The sequence below is a fragment of the Clostridioides sp. ZZV14-6150 genome, from assembly GCF_020657875.1.
GTDB lineage: Bacteria > Bacillota > Clostridia > Peptostreptococcales > Peptostreptococcaceae > Clostridioides.
The window spans coordinates 228937-244704 of the sequence record NZ_JAGWDA010000003.1 but is presented as its reverse complement, the minus strand read 5'-3'; the positions used below and the strand labels follow the sequence as shown (position 1 = coordinate 244704).

Genomic DNA, 15768 nt, shown 5'->3' with positions numbered 1-15768 from the left:
AAACAAAATTTACTTAAAAACAAATTCACGATAAAATTTTTAAATATAGTATTTTTGTTATAGTGAATATAAATATAAAGAAGGATGTGTAAGATTATGGTTAAAAGACCAAAGATAAAGATAACTTTAATAGATAAAAAAGAAAAAGGTGCTTGCCACTATGGGCATAAAATTAGTAATTCTTTTGGATTTATTTTTTATTCAAAAAGGGAGTCGCCTATTTTTTAGTGCGACATCCCCTTTATAGGTTTCAATTGTAGAAAAGATTATCAAAAATCATATTCATAATTTTATTTATACTACCCCAACTGCAGCTAATATTATACAAATAACCATAACTGAAATTAATATCGTAGTTGTCTTGACTTTTTTTCCTAGTAACCAATACATAATTCCAAATATCATAGCTGGAAGCATACATGGCATTATTTGGTCTAAGTAAGTTTGAATAGGTTCTGCCCATTCTCCACTACCTACATTAACACTAAGTTTTAGTATTACATTAGATGCAGTCATACCTCCAATTACCATAAGCCCTAGCATTGATGCTGCTTCCATAACTTTTGAGACTATATTTGAGCCACTTACATCTTTAAAAAATTGAGTTCCATACTTAAATCCTTTATCTAGACATATATAACGAATAATAAAGTGAGGAACATTTATTATTAGAAGAAATAAAATTGGACCCATTATATTCCCCTGAGAAGCTAAAGCTATACCAACTCCAGCTGCTATAAGCTTTAATGTTCCCCAGAAAAATGAATCTCCTATTCCAGAAACTGGTCCCATTAAACTTGACTTAACAGCATTTATACTCTTTGCATCAAATTCTTCATTCTTTGCATTTTCTTCTTCCATAGCTCCAGATATACCAACTAAAAGAGTACTTATATGAGGTGTAACTGACATAAATTCAAGATGTCTTTTTAAAGCTTGAGATTTTTTTTCTTTATCATCTTTATATAATCTACGGATTATTGGTGCCATCATATATGCATATGCTATATTTTGCATACGTTCGTAGTTCCAAGATGAATCTAATGTTAGAGATCTTCTAAAACATTTCCAAAAGTCTTTTCTTGTTATTTTGCTATCTGGCGAAATTGTTTCTAATTTCTTAGAATTCGTTGTCATCCACTACTACCTCCTTTTCTCCTACAAAGTTAACATATATTAGAGCTACTGCTAATCCAAATAATGCAACTCCTGTTACTGTTATTTTTAAATAAGCAACCATTATAAATCCTAATAATAAGAATGCTATCGTTTTCTTATTAAGCATCATTCTAGCTAACATGGCAAAACCTATTGCTGGTATCACGCCTGCTGCAACATCCATACCATGAATTACATATGATGGTATAAATGAAAGTATCTTTTCTATTACTGGAACACCTAATGAGAATCCTATACCTACTATTACTGCTAGTATTAATTTATTACCTATACCAAATAATAATTGTATACGTTCTACACCTTCAATGTTACCATCTTCTGCATAACGGTCAGCAAGATGAGCTCCCCATGTAAGTACTACTGTCATTAAGAAGTTGTCTATAAGTAATACTAAAGTTGCTATAGGAACTGCAAGTACAACTGCTGCGGATACATCTTGACCAGTTAATATTACAAATGCCGTAGCAATAATAGAACCAGATACAAAGTCAGGAGGATTACTTGCTCCAACTGGGAATGCACCCATAAATACTAGTTCTAATGTTGACCCTATTACTATACCTGTACGTAAATCTCCTAGTGCTAAACCAACAAGCGGTGCAACCACTATAGGTCTATTATGCATTGTAGAACCTACAAAACAATGCATATATGCAAAGAATGCAATTAGAGTTATTAGAATAACTTGTGTAAATTCCATTTTTATCCCCCTAAAAATTATATTAATTTCATTACATTTGTAGCATCATCATCAGGAACTAATTGTACGAATACATTTACACCTTCTGAATCTAATTCTTTAATCATGTTTATATCATCCTTTGATACATGAACTGCCTTAGATATATTTTCACGATTATCATCTGATTTTGTTCCACCAAGGTTTATTGATTTAATAGATTTAACTTCTTTAGATAGTCTATAAACATCTTCTACAGATTCGCAAAGTATCAAAAGATTGTATTTATCAGTAACACCTGAATTAAGTGCTTTTATAGAATCTGCTATACTTTTCATTACAAGTTTGACATTAGATGGCTTAGCCATTTTAAGCCCTGCCATTCTTAAATCATCCTTTAATAATTCATCACTTGCTATTAGTATGCAATCTGTATTTAAAAACTTTGTCCATGTAAATGCTACTTGTCCATGTATAAGTCTGTGGTCTACCCTTACTAATTTAATCATTATAATTCCTCCCTAATTCTTTTTATTTCATCCATAAATGTTTTTACGTGTTCTGCACTAACATCTCCAAAGTCTTGGTAATTATCTTTGAAGTAACTTCCTATTATTGCCATATCCCCTATTTCAAGTTGCTTTTTTGCGTTTTCTAATGTAACTCCAGCTGCAATAACTAAAGGGAAATCTCCTACATTTTTACGGAATAATTCTATTTTTTCCATTGATGTTTCTTGCCCTGTGGCATTTTCTGTAACTGCTATAGCATCACATCTTGTCATCCCTATTTTTAAATCTTCTTCAACAGTATTTTCTGATAAAACTGGTTGGTACTTAAAACGTACCCCTCCAATTAAATAAGCTTGACATTTTGAGCGGTGTAATTTGAAAAATTCTTCTAAAGTAGCCTCATCTCTAGGTTTAACATGACCTACTACAGAATCAACTTGTACATATCTTGCATTATATCTTGTTGCTAGTTCAAATCCCATAGTATCAATGTTTAAGCAGTTTACTCCATATGGTATTGATAAATTGGATTTTGATACATATTCAAGTATTCTTTCTAAATCATAGTAATTGCCGTAGTAATTTTCTAACATTATTCCATCTACACCATTTTCTTCTAAGATACTAATTTCTTTTTTAGCTCTTTCAAAAATATCATCTGAAGTATCTCCCTTTAAGTGTATCATTGCTATAATTGGCTTTTTGTTTTTAAAAACTGATAATATTCCCTTATTGTCCATAAACTAAAATACCTCTTCTTCTTCATTTATTTGTAATGTTACATTTTGTATTCCCATTCTAGATTCTTTTGCTAACTGTTCTGCATCTTCAGTTGTTAATTTATCAGAAAATCTTGTAAGAAGCTCTAATACCATATTTAAGTTCATTCCTGAAAATAACTTAACATTATGTAACTTAGTTAACCTTAACATAGCAGTACATACACTTGCTCCGTATAAATCAGATAAAATTATATATTCACATTCTTTATCTTCTACTATTGTTTTTTCTAACTCTAAAGCAAAATCTGAAGCGCTTTGTCCAGTATATAAACTGTATGAATTAACGCAATTTGCTAAATCTCCTACTATCATTTTCACTGAATCTAAAAGCCCTTTTGAAAAGTCTCCATGAGACGCTAATATTATTTTTCTCATATTTATTCCTCTCCTAAGTGTAAATTATATTTCTGCTGATACTGCATATTTATACTTATCACTTCTTATAAATTGTTCATTGTAATATAAAACATCATTATTCTCTGTATATACTAATTGTCTTACTTTTAATAATGGCATATTGCTTGCACATTTAAGGTGGTCAGAATATTCTTTGTTTGAGTGTTTTACTTCAAATATATTTTCCACACGATTAGGCAATGTACTTATATTGTTGGATATAACTTCCATTAAAGACTTATCTTCCAGCTCTTCTTTTAATAAAAACATGTAATCTATTCTAAAGAAATCAACTTCAAAAATAACAGGTACTTCATCTATTAATCGAAGTCTTTTAATACATATTATCTTCTCTTCTAGTTCAATATTTAAAGCTTCAGCCACCTGCTTATCAGCTTTTTTTATTAAAATAGAGATTATCTTAGTACTTGGTTTTGTATTAATACGATGACAAGAATTAGTGAAACTATTTCCCGCACATGTTGCTTCTATTCTCTCTGGTATAGTTACATAAGTTCCTTTTCCACGCTTTTTACATAATATATCTTCTTTTACAAGTTCATTAAGCGCATTTCTCACAGTTATACGACTTATATTAAACTCCTTACATAAGTCTACTTCAGATGGAAGTTTATCTCCTGGTTTATATATACCAGCTGCTATTTGTTTTTTTATATTGTCATATAGTTGTTGGTACAAAGGAATAAATGAATTTACCTCTAAGTCCATTTCTTTTTTATGCTTTTTTTCATCCATTTTAGTCACCTCCTCATGTAGTATTTTTATAACATTATATAACAAGTTCTTTATTACATATTATAACAACTTGAAATCGTTGTCAATTTATTTTTAAATAATTTTTAATTTGGTAATTTTTTGATTTTTTTGTCTAATATGATATTTTATTGTTTGTAGTATCAGGTAGGAATAGTTTGACTTTTACTAATCTAACAGAATTCTTTTTTAGGATTGTGTAAACAATAGTTAATGGTACTTTTAATTGACAATTATTACTATTAGATAGTATAAAAAAAAGACGTCGCCCTATTTTTTAGTGCGACAGTCTTTTATATATTATTTCTTATTCATATATTACTCTTTATCTTTTATATCAACTTTTATACTTAATTCATCCAATTGCTCATCATCTGCTACTGTAGGAGCATTTGTCATAGGACAAACAGCATTTTGATTTTTAGGGAATGCAATAACTTCTCTTATATTTTCCGCTCCTGCAAGCAACATAACAAGTCTATCAAGCCCAAAAGCTAGTCCAGCATGAGGAGGAGTTCCATATTTGAATGCTTCTAATAAGTAACCAAACTTCTCATTAGCTCTTTCTTCTGTAAAACCAAGTGCTTTAAACATTCTTGATTGAACATCTGAATTTGATATTCTAACACTTCCTCCACCTATTTCATATCCATTTAATACAATATCATAAGCTTTAGCTCTTAAAGATGATTTATCTCCATCTTCTAGTTTATCTAAATCTTCATCCATAGGTGATGTAAATGGGTGATGCATTGCTGCAAACTTACCTGTTTCTTCATCTTCTTCAAAAACCGGGAATTCAGTTACCCATAATAAGTTATATACATTCTTATCTAGTATATTAAGTCTATTTGCCACTTCAAGTCTAACTTGTCCTAAAGCATCAAATACTACTGAGTTTTTATCAGCTACAAATAAAAGTAAATCTCCTACTTCTGCATTCATTCTTGTAAGTATAGCATTCATTTCCTCTTCACTAAAGAATTTTGCTATCGGAGAAGTTACTCCATCTTGACCTACTTTCATCCAAGCAAGTCCTTTTGCTCTATATGTTTTAGCATGTTCTTCTAATGAAGATATTTGTTTTCTAGTAAAATCGTCAGCTTTTCCTTTTACATTTATACCTCTCACACTTTTTCCTGGTTGTGTAGCATCAGCAAACACCTTAAATCCACAATTACAAACAACATCAGATATATCTGTTAGCTCATAACCAAATCTAGTGTCTGGTTTGTCTGAACCATATCTAGCCATAGCTTCTGCATAAGTCATTTTAGGAAGTGGAAGTGTCAATTCTACATTTAAAACTTCTTTAAATATAACTTCAAGCAAACCTTCAATCATACTCATAACATCTTCTTGTTCAACAAAAGACATTTCACAGTCTATTTGTGTAAATTCTGGTTGTCTATCAGCTCTTAGGTCTTCATCTCTAAAACACTTAACTATTTGGAAATATCTATCCATTCCACTTACCATTAATAATTGTTTGTATAATTGTGGTGATTGTGGTAATGCATAAAATTTCCCTGGATTGACTCTACTTGGTACAAGATAATCTCTTGCTCCTTCTGGTGTTGGAGCAATTAAAAATGGTGTTTCTATTTCACAAAATCTATTATTTGATAAGTAATTTCTTGTAATATTCATTACTTTGTGTCTTAATTTTAAATTTCTTTGCATAGATGACTTTCTAAGGTCTAAGTATCTATATTTTAGTCTTAGTGCTTCTGAAACATCATCATCATCTTTTATATAAATAGGTGGAGTTTCTGATTTATTTAAAAGTCTAAGTTCAGTTGCAAATATCTCTATATCCCCAGTTGGCATGTTAGGGTTTTTAGACTGTCTTTCACATACTTTTCCTTTTACTGCTATTACAAACTCAGCACCTAATTTTTCAGCTTTTTCAAAAGCTTCTTTATCTACATCTGTGTCAAAAACTATTTGGCATAATCCACTTGTATCTCTTAAATCAACAAATACAAGTCCTCCTAAGTTTCTTTTTTTCTGTACCCATCCCATAAGTACAACTTCTTCATTTATGTTTTTTTCTCTCAACTCTCCACAGTAGTGAGTTCTCTTTAAACCCTTTAAAGTTTCCAAGATACTACCTCCATTTTATTTAATTTTAATGCTATATATTTATCTAATACACAAAACATCATACTTTCTTATTTTACAGCTTTTGCTTTAATTCTTCAACTAATGTACTTAATTTTACAGTAGTTTGCTCTGATGTTTTCATATTTTTTAATGTTGCAGTGTCATTTTTTAACTCGTCATCACCAATTACTATTGTAAATTTTGAATTTATTTTATCTGAATACTTAAATTGTGCTTTTACACTTCTTTCTATATGGTCTTTATCCGCACTTATATGATTTTGTCTCAAATCTTTCAACAATTTAAAGCTTCTTGTATTTGCTTCTTCACCTATAGTTACTATAAATATGTCTGTAGATTGAGGGTTTTCTATTTCAATTCCATTGCCTTCAAGTGTAAGTAAAAGTCTTTCAATACCTAGTCCAAATCCAATTCCACTTATACCTTTTGGACCCCCTAGTTGTTCAACAAGACCATCATATCTACCTCCACCACATACAGTACTTTGAGCACCTATATCATTAGATATAATTTCAAAAGCAGTTTTTCTATAGTAATCTAATCCTCTAACTATTGTTTTGTCAATTACAAAGTTTATATTCATTTCCTTTAAGTATTCTTGAAGTTTATCAAAGTGAGCTTTACAATCATCACACAAATGGTCTGCAATAAATGGTATATCTTTGATATTTTCTTTACATGTAGGGTTTTTACAGTCTATAACCCTCATTGGATTTTTTTCTCTTCTCTCATTACAAGTCTCACATAATATATCTGCTTTTGAATCAAGATATTCTTTTAATAAAGCATTGTACTCTTTTCTACAAACTGGACAACCCACTGAATTTATACTCACTACCAAATCATTTAATCCAACTTCATTAAAAAATTGAACAGCTAGTGCTATTATTTCAGCATCCATTGAAGGAGTATCACTTCCAAGTGCTTCTATACCAAATTGATGAAATTGTCTCTGTCTACCAGCTTGTGGTCTTTCGTATCTAAAACAAGGTGTAACATAAAATAATTTTGTTGGTTGAGTATCTGCATATAATTTATTCTCTATAAATGCTCTGACTACACCAGCTGTACCCTCTGGCTTTAGAGTAATTTCTCTATCCCCTTTATCTTTAAAAGAATACATTTCTTTTTGAACTATATCTGTAGTATCTCCAACACTTCTCTTAAAAAGTTCTGTATGTTCAAATATAGGAGTTACCATTTCCTCATACCCATATAAAGCACATATTTCTCTAAATTTATTTTCTACATAACGCCATTTATAAGCCTCTTTTGGAGTTATGTCTTTAGTTCCTCTGGGAGCTTTAGTCAACATTTTTATATACCTCTTCTTTCTTCCTTTTTATCATTTCATCTACTCTATCAATGTATTGTTCAACATTCTTTACATTTTCTACTCTTTCAATTCTATCTTCATCTACATAAACAAATTTTGATATAGCACCTGCACCCAAGGCATAGTTGCTTTGTTTTTCCTCCATAATTTTTATATTGTAAATACACTCATATCCTTCTTTAGCATAACCTATATTTTCTAAGTTACCTAGCATATGTTTTTGTCTGTACATATAATATGGATTAAGTCCCATATCCTTAGCATATTTCATTGATAAATCTATCATTTTTATCATTTCTTCATACTGAGTTAAATGTTCTTTGTACTTATCCATATTTATATTTAGGTTAGAAGCTCTTTTTATAGCTAATGTATGAACTGTAAGACTTTCAGGAGAAAGTTTTTTTATTTCCTCTAATGTATTTCTTACCATGTCTAAGTCTTCATCTATAAGTCCTAAAATTATATCCATATTTATATTGTCAAATCCCATATTTCGAGCCATAATAAAACAATCTACTAAATCAGAAACTTTATGTTCTCTTCCAATTTTAACCAAAGTCTCATCATTCATAGTTTGAGGATTTATACTAATTCTACTTACATTGTGTTTTTTTAATACACTTAATTTTTCTTTGGTAATAGTATCTGGTCTACCTGCTTCTACCGTAAACTCTTTAATTTTGCTTAAATCCAATTCTCTAAATAGAGCATTTATAAGTAAATCCAATTCTTCCTCATCCAATGTAGTAGGAGTTCCACCACCGATATATAGAGTTTCAATTTCTTTATTAGTATCCTCAATAACCTTGGCAAATCCTTTAATTTCTTCAATCAATTTATAAACATATTCTCTTTTTAAATGGCCAAATTGCTTTAATGAGTTTGAGGGAAATGAACAGTATACACATCTAGTTGGGCAGAATGGAATACTTACATAAAGAGAAATTTTATTTTTATCTATTGGATACATAAATAAGCGTTCTCTTTTAGCTATTTCAAGAGCTAAATCTATTTTCTCATCCATTATAAAATAGTTATCTTTTAAAATAGTTCTTATACTATTATCATCTAGTTTTTCATCCATCAGATTGTGGACAATTTTGACTGGTCTGATACCAGTCAAAATGCCCCATGGAACATAAGAATTAAATATTTGTTTAAGTACTATAAACATACTTTTTTTAATACTTTCTTTGCATAATTTTCTAATCTTTCTCTTACCTTCATTATCTAGTCTATCTAAAAACTCTTCAATCGTCTTATTATTACAAAATTCATTTAAAAACTCAGTATTTATATCTTTAATATTTTGCATTGATTCATACTTTAAGTTACCACCTTCATAATACTCAGTAATTGAAAGTAAAGTATCATTTTCACAAACCAATCTATTTATTAAGTATCTTGACTCCATACTATTGCTATAATCAGCAAAGTCATTAAATTTAAATTCACTAGTAAACAATTTTATAAGTTCTGCTACTTCATACTTATAATCATGTCCTTTTAAAAAAACATCCAACATCAACTTAACTCCTTCTATTAAACACTAGAAGAACCCCCTCACTGATACAGTTATTAAATATTTGATACTATTTTTAAATATTAATATAAAATTACATGTAAGGATTTGTCTTCTTTTCAACACCTAGAGTACTAGTTGGTCCATGACCAGGGTATACTCTAACAGCATCTTCATATTTACATAATTTTTTAAGTGATTTCTCCATTTGGTGGAAATCTCCACTATATAAATCAGTTCTACCAATACTTCCAGCAAACAACGTATCTCCTGTGAACATGTCATCTTCAACTCTTATACACATACACCCTTGTGTATGACCTGGAGTATGCAAGAAAGTCATTTTTAGTTCACCAAGTTCAAGCTTATCTTTATCATTTACATATATATCTGCATCAAATTCTTGTGCACCACATCTCATTGTATAACTTAAGTTTTTATTTTTATCATTTAATAATTCTTTTTCATCAATATGTGCAACTACCTTAGCACCAGTCTTCTCTTTAATATCTTTAACATACCCTATATGGTCACCATGTCCATGAGTAAGAATTATATATTCAACATTCAATCCATTTTCTTTTACAAAGCTTAATGTATCTACTAAACTTCCTCCTGGGTCTATAACTACACATTTTTTAGTTTTTTCATCACCTAATACATAAGTGTTTACTCCAAAATAACTATCTACAAATTTTTTTATAACCATTAAAGTTTTCCCCCTTAAAAAGATTTACTTGAGTCTAATAGTATTGTTACTGGTCCATCATTAGTTAATTCTACCATCATATGAGCTCCAAATTGACCTGTACCTACTGTTACACCTTTATCTTTGGCTTTTTTTACAAATTCTTCATACAAATCATTTGCAAGCTCTGGTCTAGCTGCGTTACTAAATCCAGGTCTTCTTCCTTTTCTACAGTCTCCATATAAAGTAAATTGAGATACTACTAAAAGTTCTCCACCTATGTCCATTAGAGATAAATTCATCTTATCATTTTCATCTTCAAAAATTCTTAGGTTTAATATTTTATCAATCATGTAGTCTACATCACTTGATTTATCATCATGAGTTACTCCCAACAGTACTAGCAACCCCTTATTTACTTGACCTATAATGTTTTCATCTACTGTAACTTTAGATGAAGATACTCTTTGTACTACTGCTCTCATATTTTCCTCCCTATTATTTTAACTCTAATTTGTCATTCTATAAATACTTTCTACACCAGGAATTGCTTTTAATTTTTTCATTAGAATTTTCAATTCCTCCGTGTCATTAACTTCTACAAGTAGATTTATACTTACAATACTATCTTTTCCTTTTCTTGCATTTATTCCATTTAAGCTAAGTTTATCCATTGCAACAATATGAGTTATTTCATTAACAATTCCTCTTCTGTCAGCAGCCTTTATTTGAATCTCAGCTTCAAACTTGCCTTTACCTGCTGAACTCCATGAAACTTCCACTAATCTATTTTGGAAGAAATCTCCATTATTATTTGCATTTGGACAATCCGCTCTGTGTATAGCTACACCTCTACCTTTAGTGATATACCCCACAATCTCATCTCCTGGAAGTGGATTACAACATTTAGCAAACCTTACTAAGATATTATCAAGTCCTTTTACTATAATACCTTGTGATGAATTTTTCTTTCTCTTTTTGCTGTATTCTGTTTCACTCATATTGTGTTTATTTAAATCTTCTTCTTGCATCTGTTGTTCTTTTTTTACTTTTTTAATTTCTTTTAAATACAAATCTTTTACTTTAGATACAACTTGAGATGACATTATACCACCATAACCTACAGTTGCAACTAAATCTTCAACACTTGGCTGATTAAATTTCTTGGCAACTAGTGCCATGTATTTTTCAACAAGAGGGTCTTTCTGTGGTATATCATGTTTCTTAAATTCTCTTTCTAATATGGTATTCCCACGGTCAACATTTTCTTCTCTTCTTTCTTTCTTGAAAAATTGTCTAATTCTACTCTTTGCATTTGGTGTTTTTACTATGTTAAGCCAGTCTCGACTTGGACCATTAGAATTAGATGATGTAAGTACTTCAACAATATTACCATTTTGAAGCTTATAATCAATAGGTACTATTCTTCCGTCAATTTTTGCTCCAACACATTTATTTCCTACATTTGTATGAACTCTATAGGCAAAATCTATAGGAGTTGATTCTGCTGGTAATTCAATTACATCTCCTCGTGGAGTAAATACATAAACCTGACTATTAAATACATCTTCTTTAAGTGCATCCATAAATTCTTGTGGGTCTTTTAAATCTTTTTCCCACTCCATCATTTGTCTTAACCACTGAAGTTTCTCTTCAACTTTTACTTCTTTGCCAGAAATACCTTCTTTATATTTCCAGTGTGCTGCAATACCATTTTCTGCTATATTATGCATTTCATGAGTCCTTATTTGTATCTCTAAAGGCTCTCCATCAGGCCCTACAACAGTAGTGTGTAATGATTGGTACATATTTGGCTTTGGCATTGCTATATAGTCTTTAAATCTACCTGGAATAGGTCTCCATAATGTATGAACTATACCAAGTACAGCATAACAGTCTTTTACATTATCTACTAGTATTCTTACAGCTGTTAAATCAAAAATTTCTTCAAAAGTCTTGTGTTTTTTCTGCATTTTTCTATAAATGCTGTAAAAATGCTTTGGTCTACCATATACATCACATGGTATACTTAAATCTTTAAACTTATCTTTAAGAAGCTCAACAATCCCTTGTATATAGTCTTCTCTTTGACTTCTCTTCATTGACACTCTATCAACTAATTCATAGTACCCTTCTGGGTCCATAAACCTTAATGCTCTGTCTTCTAGTTCCCACTTTATCTTAGATATACCTAATCTGTGGGCTATACCTCCATAAATCTCTAGTGTTTCTTTTGCTTTATACTTCGCTTTTTCTGGAGGCATGTATTTTAATGTTCTCATATTATGCAATCTATCAGCAAGCTTTATAAGTATAACCCTTATATCTTTTGCCATTGCTAGAAACATTTTTCTTAAATTTTCAGATTGAGTTTCTTCTTTTGAACGATATTTTATCTGACCAAGTTTTGTTACTCCATCAACTAAATCCGCTACTTCTTTCCCAAATTCTTTTGTTATGTCTTCATAGGTATATTCTGTATCTTCTACAACATCGTGAAGCAAACCTGCTGTTATAGTTTCAATATCTAATTCCATCTCTATTAAAATATTTGCCACTGCCAATGGATGAATAAAGTATGGTTCCCCAGATTTTCTATATTGTCCATCATGCGCTTTTTTTGCAAGATTGTAGGCTTTTTCAACCTTTTCAAAATTTGCATTAGGTGCATAAACTTTTATCTTTTCAATTATTTCTTGTAATTCTTTATCATGCATATAACCACCTATTTTGTATAAAATTTTAATATATATGAAAATAGTTGGTGCTATACCAACTATTGTAAAAGTACTAGTATTTTATAAGAGAATTAACATCATAGTTAGATAACTTTTCTCTCCCATTTAAGAATTCTAGCTCAATTAAAAATTGCATAGAAACTACTTCTCCACCTAATTTTTCTACAAGCTTAGCAGCAGCTTCCATAGTTCCACCAGTAGCCAATAAATCGTCTACTATTGCCACTTTTTGACCTTTTTTAATTGCATCTTTATGTATTTCTAAAGTATCCGTACCATACTCTAATCCATACTCATAACTCTCAACTTCTCCAGGTAACTTTCCAGGTTTTCTAATTGGAATAAATCCTACTCCTAATGCATATGCTACAGGTGTACCCATCAAAAATCCTCTTGCTTCTGGCCCTACTACTAAATCCACACCTTTGCTTTTCAATTCTCCAGCCATAGAATCTACTGCATATTTAAATGCCTCTCCATCTTTAAATAGAGTTGTAACATCTTTAAAATCTATACCTGGCTTTGGGAAATCATCAATATTCCTTATAAAGTTTTTTAAATCCATGGGAAACGCCTCCTAATAACTGCTATTGTATTGTTTTTCTAATTTTTTTAGATTATTGAGTATTAAACTCTCATTTAAATCTAATTTTTTCTGTGGTTTTGGCAATATTCTTATGAATACAGAATTTTTTTCATAATTTAAATTAAAGTCAAGTAAATTTAATTCTCTAAACACATTCAATATCGTAAAAAACTTTAATGGAATTACATTAAAAGTTCCCTTTATATTTACCATATCTAAATCAATTTCTTTTTTTATAAGTGCTTGTTTATAAATTGTTATAAATTCATCTCTTGATGGAACTATATTACTAACTACATTCTTTAAATATAATAGGTCTGTTTTATTATAATATTTTATAATTTCACTTTCTTCTCTTTTATTCTCATATATATACGAATATTCGCCTTTATTGTATAAATAATCATAAAGAATAATATTATTATATCTTTTTAAGTCTATTTTATCAATATTAGGAGAAAATATAAGCTCTAATTTATCAGTATTTTTGTTAATATCTTCAATAATATTGTAATTTATGTTAAAATCCAAGTCTATGAGTGATACATCTGATATGGCTCTATAGAATCCATTTATAGAATTAGATATTATCAATGTCTCTTGTTCAAAATAATCAAATATATTTATATCTGTATTTCCATCAAACAATTCAAAACCAGACTCAGATATATTATACAAGCTTTGTGAATCTTTTGGTATTATTTTTGACATTAATTTTAGCGAAAGTTTGTCATTACTTGCACTTTTAGGTCGAGCTAATCTAATATCTTTAAGTAAAAACTGCACTTTCCTATTTCCCATATAGTTATTTTCATCTAGTTGGAACAATACATCGACTTTATCTCCTACCTTATACAATGATTTTAAATGACTCATATTGAACCCTATACATTCATAGCACTTTTCATTTTCTACGCTTAATTTCAAATGTTGTTGATTTTTACCTATGATTTTTAAATCTTTTAGAATATAATTTCTAACTATAAATCTAGGATTAGGATTATTTAATCCAAATGGTTCTAATTTATGTAATTCCTCCACAAGATTTAAACTTATTACATTTTCTTGTAGTTCAAATTCAACATTTACATTTTCTATCATATCATCTTCAGTCAAATTATAATCTGCAAACTTATTTATTTCATTAGCCAAAGCTTCCACATTTTCTGAATTTAAAGACAATCCCGCTGCTTGTTCATGCCCACCAAACTTAGTCATTAAGTCTTTGCACTTTACAAGAGCCTCAAATATATTAAATCCTTTTATTGACCTTGCTGAGCCAGTAGCTTCTCCATGTTCTACACCTAAAAGAATCGTTGGTTTGTAGTATTTTTCAGTCAACTTAGATGCTACAATTCCTATTATTCCATGTTGCCAACCTTCTTTAGCTAGAACTAATACTTTATCATCATTATATCTGCTATTAGACTTTAACATTTCCTCAGCTTCATGATACATCTGAGCCTCTATCATCTGTCTTTCGTTATTTTTTTCTTCCAATATATTAGCTATTTCAACAGCTTCATCTTTAGATTGAGTAGTAAATAACTCAACACCCAAATAAGAATATCCTAAACGTCCTGATGCATTTATTCTAGGCCCAATTGCAAAACCTATATGAGAAGAACCTATTTTATCACTTTCTACACCACAAACTTTTATAAGCTCTCTTAATCCAATATTTTTGCCTTCTTTCATTAATTTTAAACCATTTTTTACAATTATTCTATTTTCATCCACAAGTGGAACAATATCACAGATAGTTGCCAATGTTACTATTTCTAAATAATCGTACATGCTAGCCTTAAAATCTTCTTTTGGAGTAAGTGCTTGTATCATTTTAAATGCTACACCACATCCACATAGTGCATCAAATGGATAGTTACAATCTTCTTGCTTTGGATTTATTACTGCAAAAGCTGAGGGAATTTCATTTTGGCATTCATGATGGTCTGTTATTATAACATCTATACCCAAATTATTTGCTAGATTAACCTCAGATACTGATGTAATTCCACAATCAACACTTATAATCAAATCACATCCCCTAGAGCTTATAAGCTTTATAGCATCTTCATTTATACCATAGCCTTCTTCTAGTCTATTTGGAATATAGTAATCCACATGATATCCTATACTATTAAAATATAAGCATAAAATAGAAGTAGAAGATACGCCATCAACATCATAATCCCCATAAATCCAAATTTTTTCTTTTTTATCAATAGCTAACTTTATTCTATCTACAGCCTTTTGCATATCTTTCATTAATAAAGGGTCTCTTAAATAGTCTAAAGATGGATTCATGAATATTTCTGAATCTTTTTCAGTATATATACCTCTATTTTTTAAAATTTGGCAGATTTCCGGGGAAATATTAAGTTTTTTGCTAAATTCACTTTCCTCTATCTTCCCTTTGTATTTCAGTGTCCATTTTTTCAAATTT

At 29.9% G+C, this 15768-nt stretch carries 15 protein-coding genes; 1 reads left to right on the top strand and 14 read right to left on the bottom strand.

The window, feature by feature from the left end; all coding sequences use genetic code 11:
* Positions 1-96 precede the first annotated feature (96 nt).
* On the top strand, positions 97-228 hold the full coding sequence (locus KGF41_RS20855) for a hypothetical protein (protein ID WP_255611337.1): 132 nt from the start codon (positions 97-99) through the stop codon (positions 226-228).
* Between the two features lie 66 nt (positions 229-294).
* Here KGF41_RS20855 and KGF41_RS05870 read toward each other — a convergent pair whose 3' ends face one another.
* The 14 genes from KGF41_RS05870 to recJ form a co-directional block, all read right to left on the bottom strand.
* The gene (locus KGF41_RS05870; RefSeq protein ID WP_227850197.1) at positions 295-1137 is read right to left on the bottom strand and encodes a PTS system mannose/fructose/sorbose family transporter subunit IID; all 843 of its coding nucleotides are present in this window, start codon (positions 1135-1137) and stop codon (positions 295-297) included.
* The gene (locus KGF41_RS05865; RefSeq protein WP_227827510.1) at positions 1121-1879 is read right to left on the bottom strand and encodes a PTS mannose/fructose/sorbose/N-acetylgalactosamine transporter subunit IIC; all 759 of its coding nucleotides are present in this window, start codon (positions 1877-1879) and stop codon (positions 1121-1123) included. Before KGF41_RS05865 ends, KGF41_RS05870 begins: the two co-directional genes overlap by 17 nt.
* Positions 1880-1896: 17 nt before the next feature.
* Positions 1897-2367 (bottom strand): PTS sugar transporter subunit IIB, encoded by a 471-nt coding sequence (locus KGF41_RS05860; RefSeq protein WP_227434498.1) that lies wholly within the window; start codon positions 2365-2367, stop codon positions 1897-1899.
* Positions 2367-3110: a BtpA/SgcQ family protein gene (locus tag KGF41_RS05855; RefSeq protein ID WP_227827511.1), complete on the bottom strand. Its 744-nt coding sequence runs from the start codon at positions 3108-3110 to the stop codon at positions 2367-2369. The genes KGF41_RS05860 and KGF41_RS05855 overlap by 1 nt, the downstream gene beginning before the upstream one ends.
* Before the next feature lie 3 nt (positions 3111-3113).
* On the bottom strand, positions 3114-3527 hold the full coding sequence (locus tag KGF41_RS05850; RefSeq protein WP_227850198.1) for a PTS mannose transporter subunit IIC: 414 nt from the start codon (positions 3525-3527) through the stop codon (positions 3114-3116).
* Between the two features lie 24 nt (positions 3528-3551).
* Positions 3552-4304: a GntR family transcriptional regulator gene (locus tag KGF41_RS05845; protein WP_227856455.1), complete on the bottom strand. Its 753-nt coding sequence runs from the start codon at positions 4302-4304 to the stop codon at positions 3552-3554.
* Positions 4305-4640: 336 nt separating this feature from the next.
* Positions 4641-6428, bottom strand: coding sequence for an aspartate--tRNA ligase (aspS, locus tag KGF41_RS05840; protein WP_227840125.1), 1788 nt, complete (start codon positions 6426-6428; stop codon positions 4641-4643).
* Between the two features lie 73 nt (positions 6429-6501).
* Positions 6502-7764, bottom strand: a complete 1263-nt coding sequence (gene hisS, locus KGF41_RS05835) for a histidine--tRNA ligase (protein ID WP_227827514.1) — start codon at positions 7762-7764, stop codon at positions 6502-6504.
* Positions 7754-9313, bottom strand: coding sequence for a coproporphyrinogen III oxidase (locus KGF41_RS05830; protein ID WP_227856454.1), 1560 nt, complete (start codon positions 9311-9313; stop codon positions 7754-7756). Before KGF41_RS05830 ends, hisS begins: the two co-directional genes overlap by 11 nt.
* A gap of 91 nt (positions 9314-9404) precedes the next feature.
* Positions 9405-10019 (bottom strand): MBL fold metallo-hydrolase, encoded by a 615-nt coding sequence (locus KGF41_RS05825; protein WP_227827516.1) that lies wholly within the window; start codon positions 10017-10019, stop codon positions 9405-9407.
* Between the two features lie 14 nt (positions 10020-10033).
* Entirely contained in the window at positions 10034-10483 is a 450-nt protein-coding gene (gene dtd / locus KGF41_RS05820) for a D-aminoacyl-tRNA deacylase (protein WP_227827517.1), read from the bottom strand.
* Between the two features lie 24 nt (positions 10484-10507).
* A complete protein-coding gene (locus tag KGF41_RS05815) occupies positions 10508-12715 on the bottom strand; it encodes a RelA/SpoT family protein (protein WP_227827518.1) in 2208 nt (735 codons plus the stop codon).
* A 73-nt stretch (positions 12716-12788) separates the two neighbouring features.
* On the bottom strand, positions 12789-13301 hold the full coding sequence (locus KGF41_RS05810) for an adenine phosphoribosyltransferase (RefSeq protein ID WP_227827519.1): 513 nt from the start codon (positions 13299-13301) through the stop codon (positions 12789-12791).
* Positions 13302-13313: 12 nt separating this feature from the next.
* The gene (recJ, locus tag KGF41_RS05805; RefSeq protein WP_227827520.1) at positions 13314-15764 is read right to left on the bottom strand and encodes a single-stranded-DNA-specific exonuclease RecJ; all 2451 of its coding nucleotides are present in this window, start codon (positions 15762-15764) and stop codon (positions 13314-13316) included.
* Positions 15765-15768: the final 4 nt, after the last annotated feature.

Bases quoted from the DNA above. Each gene is read 5' to 3' on its own strand.
- KGF41_RS05810 (WP_227827519.1), bottom strand. From the start codon at position 13,301: ATGGATTTAAAAAACTTTATAAGGAATATTGATGATTTCCCAAAGCCA.
- KGF41_RS05830 (WP_227856454.1), bottom strand. From the start codon at position 9,313: ATGTTGGATGTTTTTTTAAAAGGACATGATTATAAGTATGAAGTAGCA.
- dtd (WP_227827517.1), bottom strand. From the start codon at position 10,483: ATGAGAGCAGTAGTACAAAGAGTATCTTCATCTAAAGTTACAGTAGAT.
- KGF41_RS05865 (WP_227827510.1), bottom strand. From the start codon at position 1,879: ATGGAATTTACACAAGTTATTCTAATAACTCTAATTGCATTCTTTGCA.
- KGF41_RS05845 (WP_227856455.1), bottom strand. From the start codon at position 4,304: ATGGATGAAAAAAAGCATAAAAAAGAAATGGACTTAGAGGTAAATTCA.
- KGF41_RS05815 (WP_227827518.1), bottom strand. From the start codon at position 12,715: ATGCATGATAAAGAATTACAAGAAATAATTGAAAAGATAAAAGTTTAT.
- KGF41_RS20855 (WP_255611337.1), top strand. From the start codon at position 97: ATGGTTAAAAGACCAAAGATAAAGATAACTTTAATAGATAAAAAAGAA.
- KGF41_RS05825 (WP_227827516.1), bottom strand. From the start codon at position 10,019: ATGGTTATAAAAAAATTTGTAGATAGTTATTTTGGAGTAAACACTTAT.
- KGF41_RS05850 (WP_227850198.1), bottom strand. From the start codon at position 3,527: ATGAGAAAAATAATATTAGCGTCTCATGGAGACTTTTCAAAAGGGCTT.
- KGF41_RS05860 (WP_227434498.1), bottom strand. From the start codon at position 2,367: ATGATTAAATTAGTAAGGGTAGACCACAGACTTATACATGGACAAGTA.
- KGF41_RS05870 (WP_227850197.1), bottom strand. From the start codon at position 1,137: ATGACAACGAATTCTAAGAAATTAGAAACAATTTCGCCAGATAGCAAA.
- KGF41_RS05855 (WP_227827511.1), bottom strand. From the start codon at position 3,110: ATGGACAATAAGGGAATATTATCAGTTTTTAAAAACAAAAAGCCAATT.
- hisS (WP_227827514.1), bottom strand. From the start codon at position 7,764: ATGTTGACTAAAGCTCCCAGAGGAACTAAAGACATAACTCCAAAAGAG.